10 protein-coding genes are annotated in these 13157 nt (G+C 75.1%); 5 read left to right on the top strand and 5 right to left on the bottom strand.

All coding sequences use genetic code 11. The features are described 5' to 3' along the window. The first annotated feature begins 30 nt into the window (after positions 1–30). From BLT72_RS20900 to BLT72_RS20890, 3 genes are read left to right on the top strand one after another with little or no spacing between them, the layout of a single operon-like run. Complete coding sequence (locus tag BLT72_RS20900) at positions 31–804, top strand: DUF3152 domain-containing protein (RefSeq protein ID WP_091415780.1); 774 nt, start codon at positions 31–33, stop codon at positions 802–804. Beyond that, on the top strand, positions 801–1325 hold the full coding sequence (locus tag BLT72_RS20895) for a GNAT family N-acetyltransferase (RefSeq protein ID WP_157720588.1): 525 nt from the start codon (positions 801–803) through the stop codon (positions 1323–1325). The genes BLT72_RS20900 and BLT72_RS20895 overlap by 4 nt, the downstream gene beginning before the upstream one ends. Beyond that, positions 1322–2278, top strand: coding sequence for a DNA-3-methyladenine glycosylase family protein (locus BLT72_RS20890; RefSeq protein ID WP_231930213.1), 957 nt, complete (start codon positions 1322–1324; stop codon positions 2276–2278). The genes BLT72_RS20895 and BLT72_RS20890 overlap by 4 nt, the downstream gene beginning before the upstream one ends. 87 nt (positions 2279–2365) lie before the next feature. Here the strand turns inward: BLT72_RS20890 and BLT72_RS20885 are convergent, their stop codons facing one another. The 5 genes from BLT72_RS20885 to BLT72_RS20865 form a co-directional block, all read right to left on the bottom strand. After that, positions 2366–3601, bottom strand: coding sequence for an Nramp family divalent metal transporter (locus BLT72_RS20885; protein ID WP_091411775.1), 1236 nt, complete (start codon positions 3599–3601; stop codon positions 2366–2368). Positions 3602–3721: 120 nt separating this feature from the next. Further along, entirely contained in the window at positions 3722–4669 is a 948-nt protein-coding gene (locus BLT72_RS20880) for a ferritin-like domain-containing protein (protein ID WP_091415775.1), read from the bottom strand. 255 nt (positions 4670–4924) lie between these two features. Beyond that, positions 4925–6364: a HAMP domain-containing sensor histidine kinase gene (locus BLT72_RS20875; protein ID WP_231930212.1), complete on the bottom strand. Its 1440-nt coding sequence runs from the start codon at positions 6362–6364 to the stop codon at positions 4925–4927. A gap of 55 nt (positions 6365–6419) precedes the next feature. Further along, entirely contained in the window at positions 6420–7115 is a 696-nt protein-coding gene (locus tag BLT72_RS20870; protein WP_091415772.1) for a response regulator transcription factor, read from the bottom strand. A gap of 44 nt (positions 7116–7159) precedes the next feature. After that, complete coding sequence (locus BLT72_RS20865) at positions 7160–7849, bottom strand: TetR/AcrR family transcriptional regulator (RefSeq protein WP_231930211.1); 690 nt, start codon at positions 7847–7849, stop codon at positions 7160–7162. A 221-nt stretch (positions 7850–8070) separates the two neighbouring features. On the opposite strand from BLT72_RS20865, the gene BLT72_RS20860 reads away from it, so the two are divergent. Both BLT72_RS20860 and BLT72_RS20855 read left to right on the top strand, forming a co-directional pair. Continuing rightward, positions 8071–10794 carry an MMPL family transporter gene (locus tag BLT72_RS20860; RefSeq protein ID WP_197677443.1) on the top strand — a complete coding sequence of 908 codons (2724 nt, stop codon included), beginning with the start codon at positions 8071–8073 and terminating at the stop codon, positions 10792–10794. 36 nt (positions 10795–10830) lie between these two features. Further along, positions 10831–13125: a YhgE/Pip domain-containing protein gene (locus BLT72_RS20855; protein ID WP_091415767.1), complete on the top strand. Its 2295-nt coding sequence runs from the start codon at positions 10831–10833 to the stop codon at positions 13123–13125. Positions 13126–13157: the final 32 nt, after the last annotated feature.

Raw genomic sequence — 13157 nt, 5'->3', positions numbered from 1 at the left:
TTCCGTGCGCTGGCCCTGGCGGCCGTCGGGGTGGCCGCCGTCCTCGCCGTCGTCGGGTTCCAGGTGGCGCCGGACGCCCCCAGCGGCGCCGTGGTGCGACCGGCCGCCGGTCCGTCGCCCGACCCGACGACCGGCCCCGTCCCCGCCCCGTCCGCGCGGCCGTCGACCACGCCCTCCCCGCGCCCGTCCGCGCGGCCCGTCCGGTCCACCGCCGAGCGGGCCACCGGCCGGGCCGCCGACGGCCGGCGGCTGCCCGTGCCGGCGTCGGGACCCGGCCGCTACACCGTCGCCGACGTCGAGCGGGCGCCGCGGTCCGGGCCCGGCCGGGTGCTGCGCTTCGACCTGCGGGTGGAGCGGGGCGTCCCCGTCGACGTCGACGCGGCCGCGCGGCTGGTGGCGTCGACGCTCGACGACGACCGCAGCTGGCGGGGCACCTCCGGGGCCACCCGGGTGCGGTTCCGGCTGGTCGGCCGCGGCGAGCGCGCCGACCTGCACGCCACCATCGCCACCCCGACGACCACCGACCGGCTCTGCGCCCCGCTGCTGACCCGCGGCCGGGTCTCCTGCCAGAACGGCGACCGGGTGGTGCTCAACGCGCGTCGGTGGGTGGACGGCGCACGCTCCTACGGCGCGGACCGCGACGGTTACCGGCGCTACCTGGTCAACCACGAGTTCGGCCACGCGCTGGGCCGCCAGCACGTCGGCTGCCCCCGCCGCGGCGCGCCGGCCCCGGTGATGCTGCAGCAGACCAAGGGCCTGGGTGGGTGCGACGCCAACCCCTGGCCCCGGCGGACCCGCGGATGAGCGCGACGGTGCCCGGGACGAGCGGGCCGACCGGCCCCGTCACCCTCCGGCCGTGGCCGGTCGCCGCCGCCCGCCGGCTGGTCGAGGGCGTCGCGCCCGCGCCCGCCGACGCGGCCGGCTGGCACCCCGACTACCCGCTGCCCGAGACCGTCGACGTGCTGGCGATGCTGCTGGCCGCCCACGCCGCCATGGGCACCCTGGCCGGGCTGCCGCGCTGGTGGGTGCACGAGATCCGGGTCGACGGCGCGGTGGTGGGTGACGTCGGCTTCCACGGCCCGCCCGCCGCGGAGGGGCCGGCCGTGGTCGAGATCGGCTACGCCGTCGTCCCCCCGCTCCGCCGCCGCGGGGTGGCCAGCCGGGCCGTCGCGCAGCTCCTCGACGTCGCCTGGGCCGACGGTGCCGACCAGGTGCTGGCCGGCACCGACGACGACGACGTCGCCTCCCAGGGCGTGCTGCGCCGCACGGGCTTCCGCCGCCGGCTCGCCGGGGACTGGGCCGTCCGCCGGCCGGTGGCGCCGTGAGCGGGCCGACCGGGCTGACCCGGCGGCTCGTCCTCGACCGCGCGGTGCTGCTCGCCCCCGTGCTGGGCCTGCACCGCCGGGGGGCCGGCGACCCGACCCACCGGGTGCTCGGCGACGTCCACCTCCGGACCACGCGGACGCCGGTCGGGCCCGCGCTGCTCAAGGTGGTGGCGAACGGGGGCGAGGTCGCGGCGCGCGCCTGGGGCGAGGGTGCGGCCTGGGTGCTGGACCAGCTGCCGCGGCTGGTCGGCGAGGAGGACGACGTCGACGGCTTCGTCCCGGTGCACCCCGTCCTCGTCGAGGCGGTGCGGCGGTACGGGCACTACCGCGTCGGCCGCACGGACGCGGTCTACGAGGCCATGGCGCCTGCCTGCCTGGAGCAGGTCGTCACCGGCAAGGAGGCCTTCCGGGCCTGGCACCTGCTGGTCACCGAGTTCGGCGAGCCCGGCCCGGGGCCGGCCACCGACCCGGCGTCGGCGGCGTACGGGATGCGGATCCCGCCGACGCCGGCGGTGTGGGCCCGGGTGCCCAGCTGGACCTTCCTGGCCGCCGGGGTGGAGGAGCGGCGCAGCCGGACCCTGGTGCGGACCGCCGGTCGGGCCGCCGCCCTGGAGCGGACGCTGGCGCTGGGCGGGGCGGAGGCCGACCGGGCGCTCCGCAGCCTGCCCGGGGTGGGGCCGTGGACCTCGGCCGAGGTGCGGCAGCGGGCCCACGGCGACGCCGACGCGTGGAGCATCGGGGACTACCACGTGGGCAAGAACATCACCTACGCCCTGACCGGGGAGGCGCTCGACGACGCCGCGGCCACCGAGCTGCTGGAGCCCTACCGCGGCCACCGCTTCCGCGTCCAGGCGCTGCTGGGCCTGATGGGGGGCGTCGCCCGCCGGCCGCGCCGCGCCCCGCGGATGACGCTGCCGACCCACACCCCGTACGCGACCCGCGGCCGCTCCTGAGGTGCCTCCCTCGACTAGTCAAACCCCGTTGACCCCGGGGTCAACTCAGGTCTGACCACTGGGTGCGGGGTGACCACGGACCCCACCTCAGGCCAGGACGAGCAGGACCACCAGCAGGGCGTTGAGGGCGACGATGGCCGCGACGACGGCCCAGGTGAGGACGATCGTCGCGCCCCGGGTGGGGACCAGGGCCATCAGCCGGCGGTCACGGGCGATCCGGACCAGCGGGACCAGGGCGAAGGGGATGCCGAAGGACAGCACCACCTGGGACAGGATCAGCAGCTGGGTGGGGTCGGCGCCGAGGGCGAGCAGCACCAGGGCCGGGATGGCGGTGGCGAGGCGGCGCCAGAGCAGCGGGATCCGGCGGTGCAGCAGGCCGTCCATGATCACCGCACCGGCGTAGCCGCCGACTGAGGTGGAGGCCAGTCCGGACGCCAGCAGCGCGAGGGCGAACAGGACCGCCACCAGCGGGCCGAGCCCGGCCCCGATCGCCGCGTGCACCTCGCTCAGCCCGTCCAGCTGCAGGCCGAACAGCGCGCTGCCGGACAGCAGCAGCATCCCGATGTTCACGCTGCCGGCGACGACCATGGCCAGCACCACGTCGGCCTTGACCGCGCCGAGCACCGGGCGGGCGTTGGTCGCGTCGGCCCGGCCGTGCCGGTCACGGACCAGCGCCGAGTGCAGGTAGACCGCGTGCGGCATCACGGTGGCGCCCAGCATGCCGACGGCCAGCAGGGCGCTGTCGACGCCGGCGAGGCGGGGCACGAGCCCGCGGGCGGCCTCGCCCGCCGCCGGCGGGTCGACGACCAGCCCGGCGAGGAAGCCGACGGTGACCACGGCCAGCAGGGCGGTGATGACCTTCTCGAAGGTGGGCTGGCCGTGCCGCTGGACGTAGAGCAGGGCGGTGGAGACGGTCGTGGTGACCAGAGCGCCGGCCACCAGCGGCAGGTCGAAGAGCAGCTGCAGGGCCAGGGCGCCGCCGACGATCTCGGCGATGTCGGTGGCGACGGCGACCAGCTCGGCCTGCACCCAGTAGGCGAGCCGCACCGGACGGCGGGTGCGGGCGCCGACGAGGGCGGGCAGCGACTCCCCGGTCAGCCAGCCGACCTTGGCCGACAGGTACTGGATGAGCCCGGCCATCAAGGTGGCGCCGACCAGGACCCAGAGCAGCAGGTACTGGTAGGTGGCCCCGGCGGTGGTGTTGGTCGCGACGTTGCCCGGGTCGACGTAGGCGACGGCCGCCACGAAGGCCGGGCCGAGCAGGCGGGTGCGGCCCAGCAGAGCCGTTCGGGAAGTCGGCGCAGTCAGTGTCTGCAGCACCATCGTCGGCCCTCCTCGGGGTCGGTCTCATCGTGCCACCCCCGTCGAGCGGGGCGGCGGGGAACAGGACGACCGGCGCCCACCTCGCGGGAGGGGGGCGCCGGCCGTCGGTCAGTCCGTCCGTCAGGCGTTGTCCGCGCTGACCTTGACCTCGCCGTTCAGACCGGCCGGGAAGAACCCGCCGCGGTCGACCGACTTCGGGTTGAGGTAGACGATGTTCAGCACCTGGCCCGGGCTGCGGGAGTAGGCGATGCTGTTGCCGTTGGTCGGCACCAGGTTGCCGCGCTTCTTGCCGCCGATGCCCTGGTCGAGGTTCGACTTGCCGTCCAGGCTGTCCCGGGCGTCGGAGATCTTCTGCACCGCCGCCTGGAGGCCCTTCGCGTAGAGCGAGGTGCGGACGATGCCCGCGTGGTAGGCCTCGACGGCGAGGATGCCGGCCGCCGCCTCGAGGTAGGTCTTGTTGTCGATGAGCGGGGCGGCGCCCTTGTAGGCGGTGACGCCGACGTCTTCGAAGATGAAGGCGCCGAGCAGGAAGTTGTTCTCGTTGGCGAACGGGTCGAAGGTCTGCTTGGAGGTGATCAGGCCCGCGGCCCGGGCGGCCGCGGTGAAGCTGGCCTTCAGGTCGATCTTCGGACGCGCGACCGCGCTGGAGCCGAGGGCGCCGCGCAGGAACGTGACGTGGTTGAGCTCGTCCTCGGCGATCTCGCGGGCGTACTCCGCGATGGCCTTGCTCTTGAACGGGACCTTGTGGCCGCCGGTCACGCTGCCGCGGGTGCCCTTGCCGCCCGTCAGGGAGGAGCTGACGCCCCAGCCGTAGTACGCGTGCAGGTAGAACTCCGCCTCGAGGTACTCCAGGTTGAGGGCGAAGTTGAGCACGGCGCTGTCGCTGGGCGCGCCGGCGGCCTTGGTGGTGGGGGCGGCGGAGGCGGTGAGCCCGCCCGCGCCGGAGAGGGCGGCCGCGCCGACGACGCCCAGGCCGGTCAGGCCGGCGGTGCGGAGGAAGTTGCGGCGGTCCGCCTCGTTCTCGGCACTGCGGTTGATCATGTCGACGACGACATCTTTTCCGAACATGCTGGCTCCTCGATGAGGGGTGGTGCTCCGCAGGAGCGTGGCCGCGGCGCCCTCGGTGCGCGGAGCACACAAGGAGGGCAGGAGAGCGAGCCGGACGACCTCGAGACGGCGCCGGCCCGAACCGCGGGGCACGTGGAGCTGCTGCGGGGTGTGGAACTGCCGGCCGGCTTCCCCGGAGCACTTGTCGCTCTGCTGCCTGTTCGGCGCGGTCGTGGGATCGGATGGGTCGCGTCCCGGCGACCTCCCGGCCGGGGCTCAGGGCCGGCGGGCCGGCGACGCTCCGGACCCGCTGGGGCGCACCTCGGACAGCGCCTCGAACGTCGTCGCGCCGGGCAGCTGCACGGTGAACTCGGCCCCGCCCTGCGCCGAGCGGCTGGCCCGCACCCACCCGCCGTGCCGGTCGACGGCCTGGGCGACGATCGACAGGCCGAGGCCGGTGCCCGGGGTGTTGCGGGCCGCCTCGGCGCGGAAGAACCGGTCGAACACGAAGGGCAGGTCGGCCTCGTCGATGCCGGGGCCCTGGTCGGCGACGCGGAACCGGCCACCCTCCAGCTGCACCCGGACGGTGCCACCGGCCGGGCTCCACTTCACCGCGTTGTCGAGCAGGTTCGTGAACGCCCGCTCCAGGGTCTCGGCCTCGCCGATGACGTAGTAGGGGTTGAGCTCGACGTCGAAGTCCACCCCGTGGGCCCGCCGGCGGACCCGCTCCAGGGCCGAGCGGATGACGTCGCGCAGGTCGATCGGCTCCGGCGAGGCCGCCACCCCGTCCTCGCGGGCCAGCTGGACGAGGTCGCCGATCAGGCTGGTGAACTCCGCGAGCTGGGCGTTGACGTCGGCCAGGATCGCCGTCCGGTCGGCCGGCTTGAGCATGCCGGTGCTGGCGTCGGCGGTCAGCAGCTCGATGTTCGTGCGCAGGCTGGTCAGCGGGGTCCGCAGCTCGTGGCCCGCGTCGGCGATCAGCTGGCGCTGCCGCTCCCGGGAGGAGGCCAGCGAGGTGAGCATCCGGTTGAAGGTGTCGGCCAGCAGGGCCAGGTCACCGCTCGCGGCGATGCTGATCGGCTCGAGGTCGTCGGTCGCGGTGACGTGCTCGACGGCGACCGACAGCTGGCGGACCGGTCGCAGCCCGGACCGGGCGACGGTGGCGCCGACCACCGCGGCCAGCCCCACCCCGAGCGCCCCGAAGACGACGAGGACGACCGACACCGAGCGGAGCGTGTTGTTGGTGGGCTCCAGCGGCCGGCCGAGGACCAGCGCGTAGTTGCCGAGCTGGGTGATGGGGACGGCGACGATCCGGTACTGCTCGCCGTCGGTCGCGACGCCGGTGCGGGCCGAGGCCCCGCGCTGCAGCCGGGCGACCGCCAGCTCGTCGTGGGTGAGCACCAGGTGCTCCCGCTCGTCGGGGACGAAGAACGGCGTGCCGTCGGCGCGGTAGGCGGCGACGCTGACGTCACCGGCCCGCAGCGCGCTCTCGGTCAGCCCGCCCAGCCGGGTGATGTCCTGCGCCACCGGGACGGCCAGCGTGCTGGCCACCTCGATCAGCTCGTCGTCGAGGGCGTTGTAGAGCGAGACGCGGAGGGTGACGAAGGCGGCCAGGCCGGTGGCGGCCACCGCGACCGCCACCGCGAGGGTGGTCAGCAGGAAGACGCGGCGCTCCAGCGGGAAACCGCGCAGCCACGACCTCAGCCGGCGGGGCAACCCCGGACCCCTCCGACGGCGGGACGTCCGTCCACCGCGGCGGGGCGGGTGGGGCTCACGGCGGGGTCTCGCGCAGCACGTAGCCGACGCCGCGCACGGTGTGGATCAGCCGCGGCTCCTCGCCCACCTCGGTCTTGCGGCGCAGGTAGCCGATGTAGACCTCGAGGGAGTTGGCGGTGGTCGGGAAGTCGAAGCCCCACACCTCGTTGAGCAGCCAGCTGCGCTCCAGCACCCGCCGGGGGTGCCGCAGGAACGCCTCGAGGAGGGCGAACTCGGTCCGGGTCAGGCTGATCGAGCGGGAGCCCCGCAGCACCTCGCGGGTCTGGGTGTTCAGCACCAGGTCGGCGAAGGCCAGGCTGGAGGTCGAGGGGTCGGTGGAGTCGGCGACGGTGCCGGCGCGCCGGACCAGCGCACGCAGCCGGGCCAGCAGCTCGTCGAGGGCGAAGGGCTTGGCCATGTAGTCGTCGGCGCCGGCGTCGAGGCCGTCCACCCGGTCGCCGACGGCGTCCCGGGCCGTCAGCACGAGGATCGGCACGTCGTTGCCCGCCGCCCGCAGCATCCGGGTGGTCTCCAGCCCGTCGAGCCGGGGCATCATCACGTCCATCACGACGGCGTCGGGCCGGACCGCCGCCAGCCGGGCCAACGCCTGCACCCCGTCCTCCGCGGCGCTCACCTCGTAGCCGTTGTACTCCAGCGACCGCTTCAGGGAGTCCCGGACGGCTTGGTCGTCGTCGACGACAAGGATGTGCATGGGTCCAGCCTAGGGTCAGCGCCCGGCGCGGCCCGGCGGTGCGGTCAGGCCGAGCGGGTCGCGGGTCCGCCGCCCATCCCTGCGCCAGCCCGGCCGTCCGGGCGGGGTCGGGTGATGGCCAGCACGACGGCCTGCATGGCCGTGGTGTCGACGCCCTCGTCGAACAGCGCCTGGTTCTGCACCCGGGCGTGAGTGGCCAGCAGCATCTCCACGGCGAGGTCGACGGGCAGGGTGAACTCCAGGCCGACCCGCTCCAGCGCGTCCGCGAGGAGGGTCCGCAGCTGCGCGCTGCTGGTGGCGAGGAAGTCGCGGTAGGGGCCGTGCAGCGCCGGCACCCGGGCCGCGTGCAGCAGCAGCTCGCGCTGGGCGAGCACGCCCTCGCGGGTGGTCGCGCCGAAGGCGTCGAACCGCTCGAGGGTGGAGGCGACGACGGTGGCGACGGTGCTGGTGCCCAGGGCGCACTCGGCCTCCTCCAGCGCCGACGCGGCGGCCGCATACTGGGCGGCGACGTCGGCCTGGATGAGGGCCAGCACCAGCTCGTCCTTGTCGGCGAAGTTGGAGTAGAACGCGCCGCGGGTGAAGCCGGCGGTCTCGCAGACCTCCTCGACGCTGGCGCCGTTGACGCCGCGCTCGGCGAAGACGGTGGTGGCGGCGGCCATCAGGCGCTCGCGGGTCTGGGCGCGGCGCGCGCTGACGGGGGCGGCCGTCCGCGACGGGGTGGCGGTGCTGCTCACGCGCGGCCTCCTCGGGGTCGGGGTGCGGTGGCGGAGCCTACGGTAACGGATGGGATGCAGACCCGTATCGAATACAGGGATGGATCGGATACAGTTCTGCATCGAACTGCCTCCGGTACGGCGCTGCACCGGAACCACCACCGACGACCCGTCGCACCACCTGGGGGAGACCCGTGTCCTCGTTCCTGTACGGCCTCGGCCGGACGGCGTTCCGACGCCGGATGCGGGTGCTGCTGGCCTGGCTGGCCGCCCTCCTCGTGGTCGGCGGTCTCGCCCTGGCCATCAGCGACGAGTTCGACGAGTCGTTCACCCTGCCGGGCACCGAGTCGCAGGTCGCCCTGGACGCGCTGGACCGGACCTTCCCGCAGGCCGGCGGCACCACCGCCGACCTGGTCGTCGTCCCCCGGGACGGTCAGAGCGTCCGCTCGGCGGCGGCTGAGGACGCGATCGAGGCCGCGGTCGACCGGCTGGAGGACCTCCCGCAGGTCGACGGCGTCACCTCGCCGTTCGACCAGTACGCCGAGGGCGTCATCGCCGAGGACGACAGCGCTGCGATCATCTCCGTCCGGTTCGACGTCGCCGCCACCGCCATCACCCCCGCCACCCTGCAGGGCCTGCAGGACGAGGCCGCCGCGCTGCAGGCGTCGCTGCCCGGCTCCGAGGCGTCGGTGGGCGGCCAGGCCTTCGGCGGCTCGACGCCCGGGGTCAGCCTGTCGGAGGGGATCGGCGTGCTGGTGGCGCTGGTCGTGCTGTTCTTCACCCTCGGCTCGCTGCGGGCGGCCGGGATGCCGCTGCTCACCGCCCTGCTCGGCGTCGCGCTCACCATGGCGTTGATCTTCGGGGCCACCGGCGTCGCCACCATCTCCTCCACCACCCCGCTGCTGGCCCTGATGCTGGGCCTCGCCGTGGGCATCGACTACGCCCTCTTCATCACCTCGCGGCACCGCGACCAGCTGCGCGACGGCATGGACCCCGAGGAGTCCGTCGCCCGCGCCGTCGCCACCTCCGGCTCGGCCGTCGTCTTCGCCGGCATGACGGTGATGATCGCCCTGTGCGGCCTGGCCGTCGCCGGCATCCCCTTCCTCACCACCATGGGCGTGGCCGCCGCGGTCGGCGTGGCCATCGCCGTCCTCATCGCCCTCACCCTGCTGCCCGCCCTGCTCGGGTTCGCCGGGGAGCGGCTGCGGCCGAAGGTCCGGGGGGCGGGGGCGCGGGCGGCCCGGGCCTCGACCGCCGAGCCGGCGACGACCCCGCCGGCCCGCCCGACGGCGCCGCGGGCGAGGACCGGCCTCGGCCGGGGCTGGGTCCGGCTGGTCACCCGGGTGCCGGTGCTCACCGTGCTGGTGGTCGTCGCCGGGCTGGGCGTGGTCAGCTACCCGGCCCTCGACCTGCGGCTGGCGCTGCCCAGCAACGGCACCGCCGCCCCCGGAACCCCGGCGCGCACCACCTACGACCTGATCGCCGAGCACTACGGGCCGGGCTACAACGGCCCGCTCGTCGTCTCGGCCACCATCGTCGGCTCCGACGACCCGCTGGGCCTGATGGACGACCTCGCCGACGACCTGCGCGCCATCCCCGGCGTCGCGAGCGTGCCGCTGGCCACCCCCAACGCCGACGCCTCGGCGGGCATCGTCCAGGTGATCCCCGAGGGCGCCCCGGACAGCACCGAGACCAAGGACCTGGTCCGGGCGATCCGGGACGCTGCCCCCGCGCTGGAGGCCAAGTACGACGTCCCCCTCGCCGTCACCGGCTTCACCGCCGTCGGCATCGACGTCTCCGACCGGCTCGGCGGTGCGCTGCTGCCGTTCGGCGTCCTCGTCGTCGGCCTGTCGCTGGTCCTGCTGGCCATGGTGTTCCGCTCGGTCGCGGTGCCGCTCAAGGCGACCATCGGCTTCCTGCTCAGCGTCGGCGCCGCGTTCGGCGCCACCGCCGCCGTCTTCGAGTGGGGGTGGTTCGGGTCGCTGCTCAACGTCGACCAGACCGCGCCCGTGATCAGCTTCCTGCCCATCTTGTTGATGGGCATCCTCTTCGGGCTGGCGATGGACTACGAGGTGTTCCTCGTCTCCCGGATCCGGGAGGAGTTCGTGCACCGGAGCCGCCGCTCCGGCACCGCCACCCGCGCCGACGCCTCCGCGGCCATCGAGGAGGGCTTCGTCTCCTCCTCCCGCGTGGTCGTCGCGGCCGCGGTCATCATGTTCGCCGTCTTCGCGGCCTTCGTGCCCGAGGGTGAGGGGCCGATCAAGACGATCGCCTTCGGCCTGGCCGTCGGCGTCTTCGTCGACGCGTTCCTCGTCCGGATGACCCTGGTGCCGGCGGTGCTGGCGCTGCTGGGCCGCTCGGCGTGGTGGCTGCCGCGCTGGCTGGACCGGCTGCTGCCCTCCTTCGACGTCGAGGGCGAGGGCCTGGAGCACCAGACCTCGCTCGCCGACTGGCCGGGCCCCGACGACCCCCACGTCGTCTACGCCGGGCTGGAGGTCGCCGGCCAGGCGGTGGCGCTGTCGGCGATGCCCCGGGAGGTCGTCGTCGTCGACGGCCCGCCGCACAGCGGCAAGACGGCCCTGCTGCTCACCCTGGGCGGCCGCATGCGGCTGACCGCGGGGCAGGTCAAGGTGGCCGGCCGGGTGCTGCCCGAGCAGGCCGGCGCCGTCCGCGCGGTCGTCGGCTACGTCGACTGCGACCAGACGCCGGACCTCCGCCGCGAGCTGGCGGCGGTGCTCGCCCGCCGACCCGCCCTGGTGCTGGTCGACCACGCCGACCTGCTCACCGCCCACGACGACCGGGCGGCGCTGGCCAGCCTGCTGGACGACCTCGCCGTCGGCAGCCGCGAGGTCGCCGTCCTGCTGGCCGTCCGGGACCGCGACGCCGTCGCGGACCTGCTGCCCGCGCACGCCTCCGCCCTCACCCTGGGCCGGCCCACCGAGCTCGTCCCCGCCCCGAACGCCTGAACCCGGAACGCCCGACCCGCCTTGGAGATCCCACCGATGTACCCGCTCGAACGTGCCACCAGCAGCCGCCGCGTCGGACTCTGGTCCCTGGTCGGCCTGGTCCTCGTCCCCCTCGTGGTGGCGGCCGGCTTCCTCTGGGCCACCTGGGACTCCACCGACCGGCTGGACCGGGTGCAGGCCGCCGTGGTCAACCTCGACGAGCCGGTCGAGCTGGACGGCCAGACCGTCCCGCTGGGCCGTCAGCTCGCGGGCGGGCTGGTCACCGGGGGCTCCGGTGAGGAGAAGGTCGACACCAACTTCGACTGGGTGCTGACCGACCAGGCCGACGCGACGGCCGGGCTGGCGTCCGGGGACTACGCCGCCGTGGTGACGATCCCGAAGACGTTCTCCGCCCGCGCCACCTCGTTCTCGAAGACCGACCCCGACAAGATCCGGCCGGCGACGATCGACGTCCGCACCTCGGAGTCCAGCGGCATCGCCGACCCGGTCGTCGGCCAGGCCATCACCGCGGCCGCGACGTCGGCGCTCAACACGACGCTCACGCAGCAGTACCTCGACGGCATCTACGTCGGCTTCAACGACCTCGGGAAGCAGTTCAAGACCGTGGCCGACGCCTCGGACAAGCTCGCCGACGGCACCGACGAGCTCGCCACCGGCATCGACGGGGTCTCGACCGGCACCAGCGGTCTGGCCGAGGGCCTGCAGCAGCTCGACGACGGCGCCCAGCAGCTGGCCACGGGCAGTGCCGGGCTGACCACCGGCACCGCGGGCCTGGCCGCCGGCCTGCAGAAGCTCAGCGACGGCGCCTCGGCGCTGCCGGCCGGCGCGCGGACCCTGGCCACGGGCACCGCCGCCTCCGCGGACGGGGCCGGTGAGCTGGCCGACGGCGCGAAGCAGCTCTCGGGCGGGGCGTCCCAGCTGTCCACCGGGGCCACGCAGCTCGCCACCGGCACCAAGGGCATCTCCCAGGGACTGTCGACCTACCAGCAGGAGCTCCGCAGGCAGGCCGCCCAGACGGCCGCTTCGGTCAAGGCGCCGAGCCCGCCGTCCGGCGGCCAGCCTCAGCTGCCCTGCCCGACCACCGAGCCCGCGCTCACGGAGGCTCAGTGCGCGGTGGTCCAGGCGACGCTCGACGCCACCGTCGAGCAGGTGGCTGAGCAAGCGACCGCCCAGGTCAGGACGGCAGCGGCTTACGCCGGTGCTCAGGGCGCGGCGCAGGCTCTTCGAGGCGCCGCGGACGGCATCAGCACGAAGGACCCGAAGACGGGCCAGAGCCTGCTCAGCGGCGCGACCCAGGTGGCCAACGGGGCCGGCGGCGTGGCCACCGGGGCCAAGAGCCTGTCGACCGGCACCTCCGGCCTGGCCGGCGGGGCGTCGGAGCTGGCCGACGGGCTCGACCAGCTCGCCGACGGCACCGACCAGTTCGCGCAGGGCCTGGTACCGCTGACCCAGGGCATCGCGTCCAGCGCGGACGGCGCCGACCAGCTGGCCACCGGCGTCCGCGAGTTCGGCACCGGCGTCACCGGGCTGGCGTCCGGCACCGCGCAGTCGGCCACCGGCGCCGACGAGCTGGCCAAGGGCACGGTCAAGCTGGCCGACGCCGGCGAGCAGCTCGCCGACGGCAGCCGCGAGCTCTCCGACGGTCTCGCCAAGGGCGCGGACGCCGTGCCGACCTACGACGCGCAGACGCGGGAGAAGCTGTCCGACGTCGCGTCGCGGCCGGTGCAGACCGAGGCGCCGACCTCGGCCTTCTCCGACGTCACGACCACCACCTTCCTCGCGGTGCTCGCCCTCTGGGTGGGCGCGCTGGCCAGCTTCTTGGTGCTGCGGCCCTTCACCGCACGGGTGCTCGCGTCGATGAAGCCGTCCTGGCGGCTGGCGCTCGAGGGCCTGCTGCCGGCGCTGGTGGTCGGCCTCGTGCAGGCCGTCGCGCTCGGTGTCGTGCTCGAGCTGCTGCTGGACCTGCCGGTCGGCCGGACGCTGCAGATGGGTGCCTTCCTCGGCTTGACCGCGGCCGCCTTCGTCGCCCTCAACCACGCCCTGGTCGCCTGGTTCGGCGGGGTGGGCCGCTTCGTCTCCGTGGTCGTGCTCGTGGCCGGCGCCGCCGGCGCGGTGACCGCGGCGGTGCCGGCCAGCTTCGACGTGCTCCGGCCGTTCCTGCCGCTGACCCCGGCCCTCGACGGGCTGCGGGCCCTCGTGACCGACGGCTCCGGGGCGGGTGCGGGCGGCAGCCTCCTGCTGGCCTGGCTGCTGGTCGGCCTGGTCGCCGGGGTGCTGGCCGTCGCCCGGCGCCGGGTGGTCGCCCCGCTGGTGGTCGCCCCGGCGGTCTGACCGGCGCCGGCTGTCACAGATCCGGTGGCTCC

Source organism: Friedmanniella luteola, from assembly GCF_900105065.1.
Lineage (GTDB): Bacteria > Actinomycetota > Actinomycetes > Propionibacteriales > Propionibacteriaceae > Microlunatus > Microlunatus luteolus.
Note: the sequence above shows the minus strand (reverse complement) of the source record. Positions and strands in the feature narration are given on the sequence as shown.

Excerpts from the sequence above, each read along its gene's own strand:
- BLT72_RS20895 (WP_157720588.1), top strand. The coding sequence starts at position 801 with ATGAGCGCGACGGTGCCCGGGACGAGCGGGCCGACCGGCCCCGTCACC.
- BLT72_RS20885 (WP_091411775.1), bottom strand. The coding sequence starts at position 3,601 with ATGGTGCTGCAGACACTGACTGCGCCGACTTCCCGAACGGCTCTGCTG.
- BLT72_RS20880 (WP_091415775.1), bottom strand. The coding sequence starts at position 4,669 with ATGTTCGGAAAAGATGTCGTCGTCGACATGATCAACCGCAGTGCCGAG.
- BLT72_RS20870 (WP_091415772.1), bottom strand. The coding sequence starts at position 7,115 with ATGCACATCCTTGTCGTCGACGACGACCAAGCCGTCCGGGACTCCCTG.
- BLT72_RS20860 (WP_197677443.1), top strand. The coding sequence starts at position 8,071 with ATGCGGGTGCTGCTGGCCTGGCTGGCCGCCCTCCTCGTGGTCGGCGGT.
- BLT72_RS20855 (WP_091415767.1), top strand. The coding sequence starts at position 10,831 with ATGTACCCGCTCGAACGTGCCACCAGCAGCCGCCGCGTCGGACTCTGG.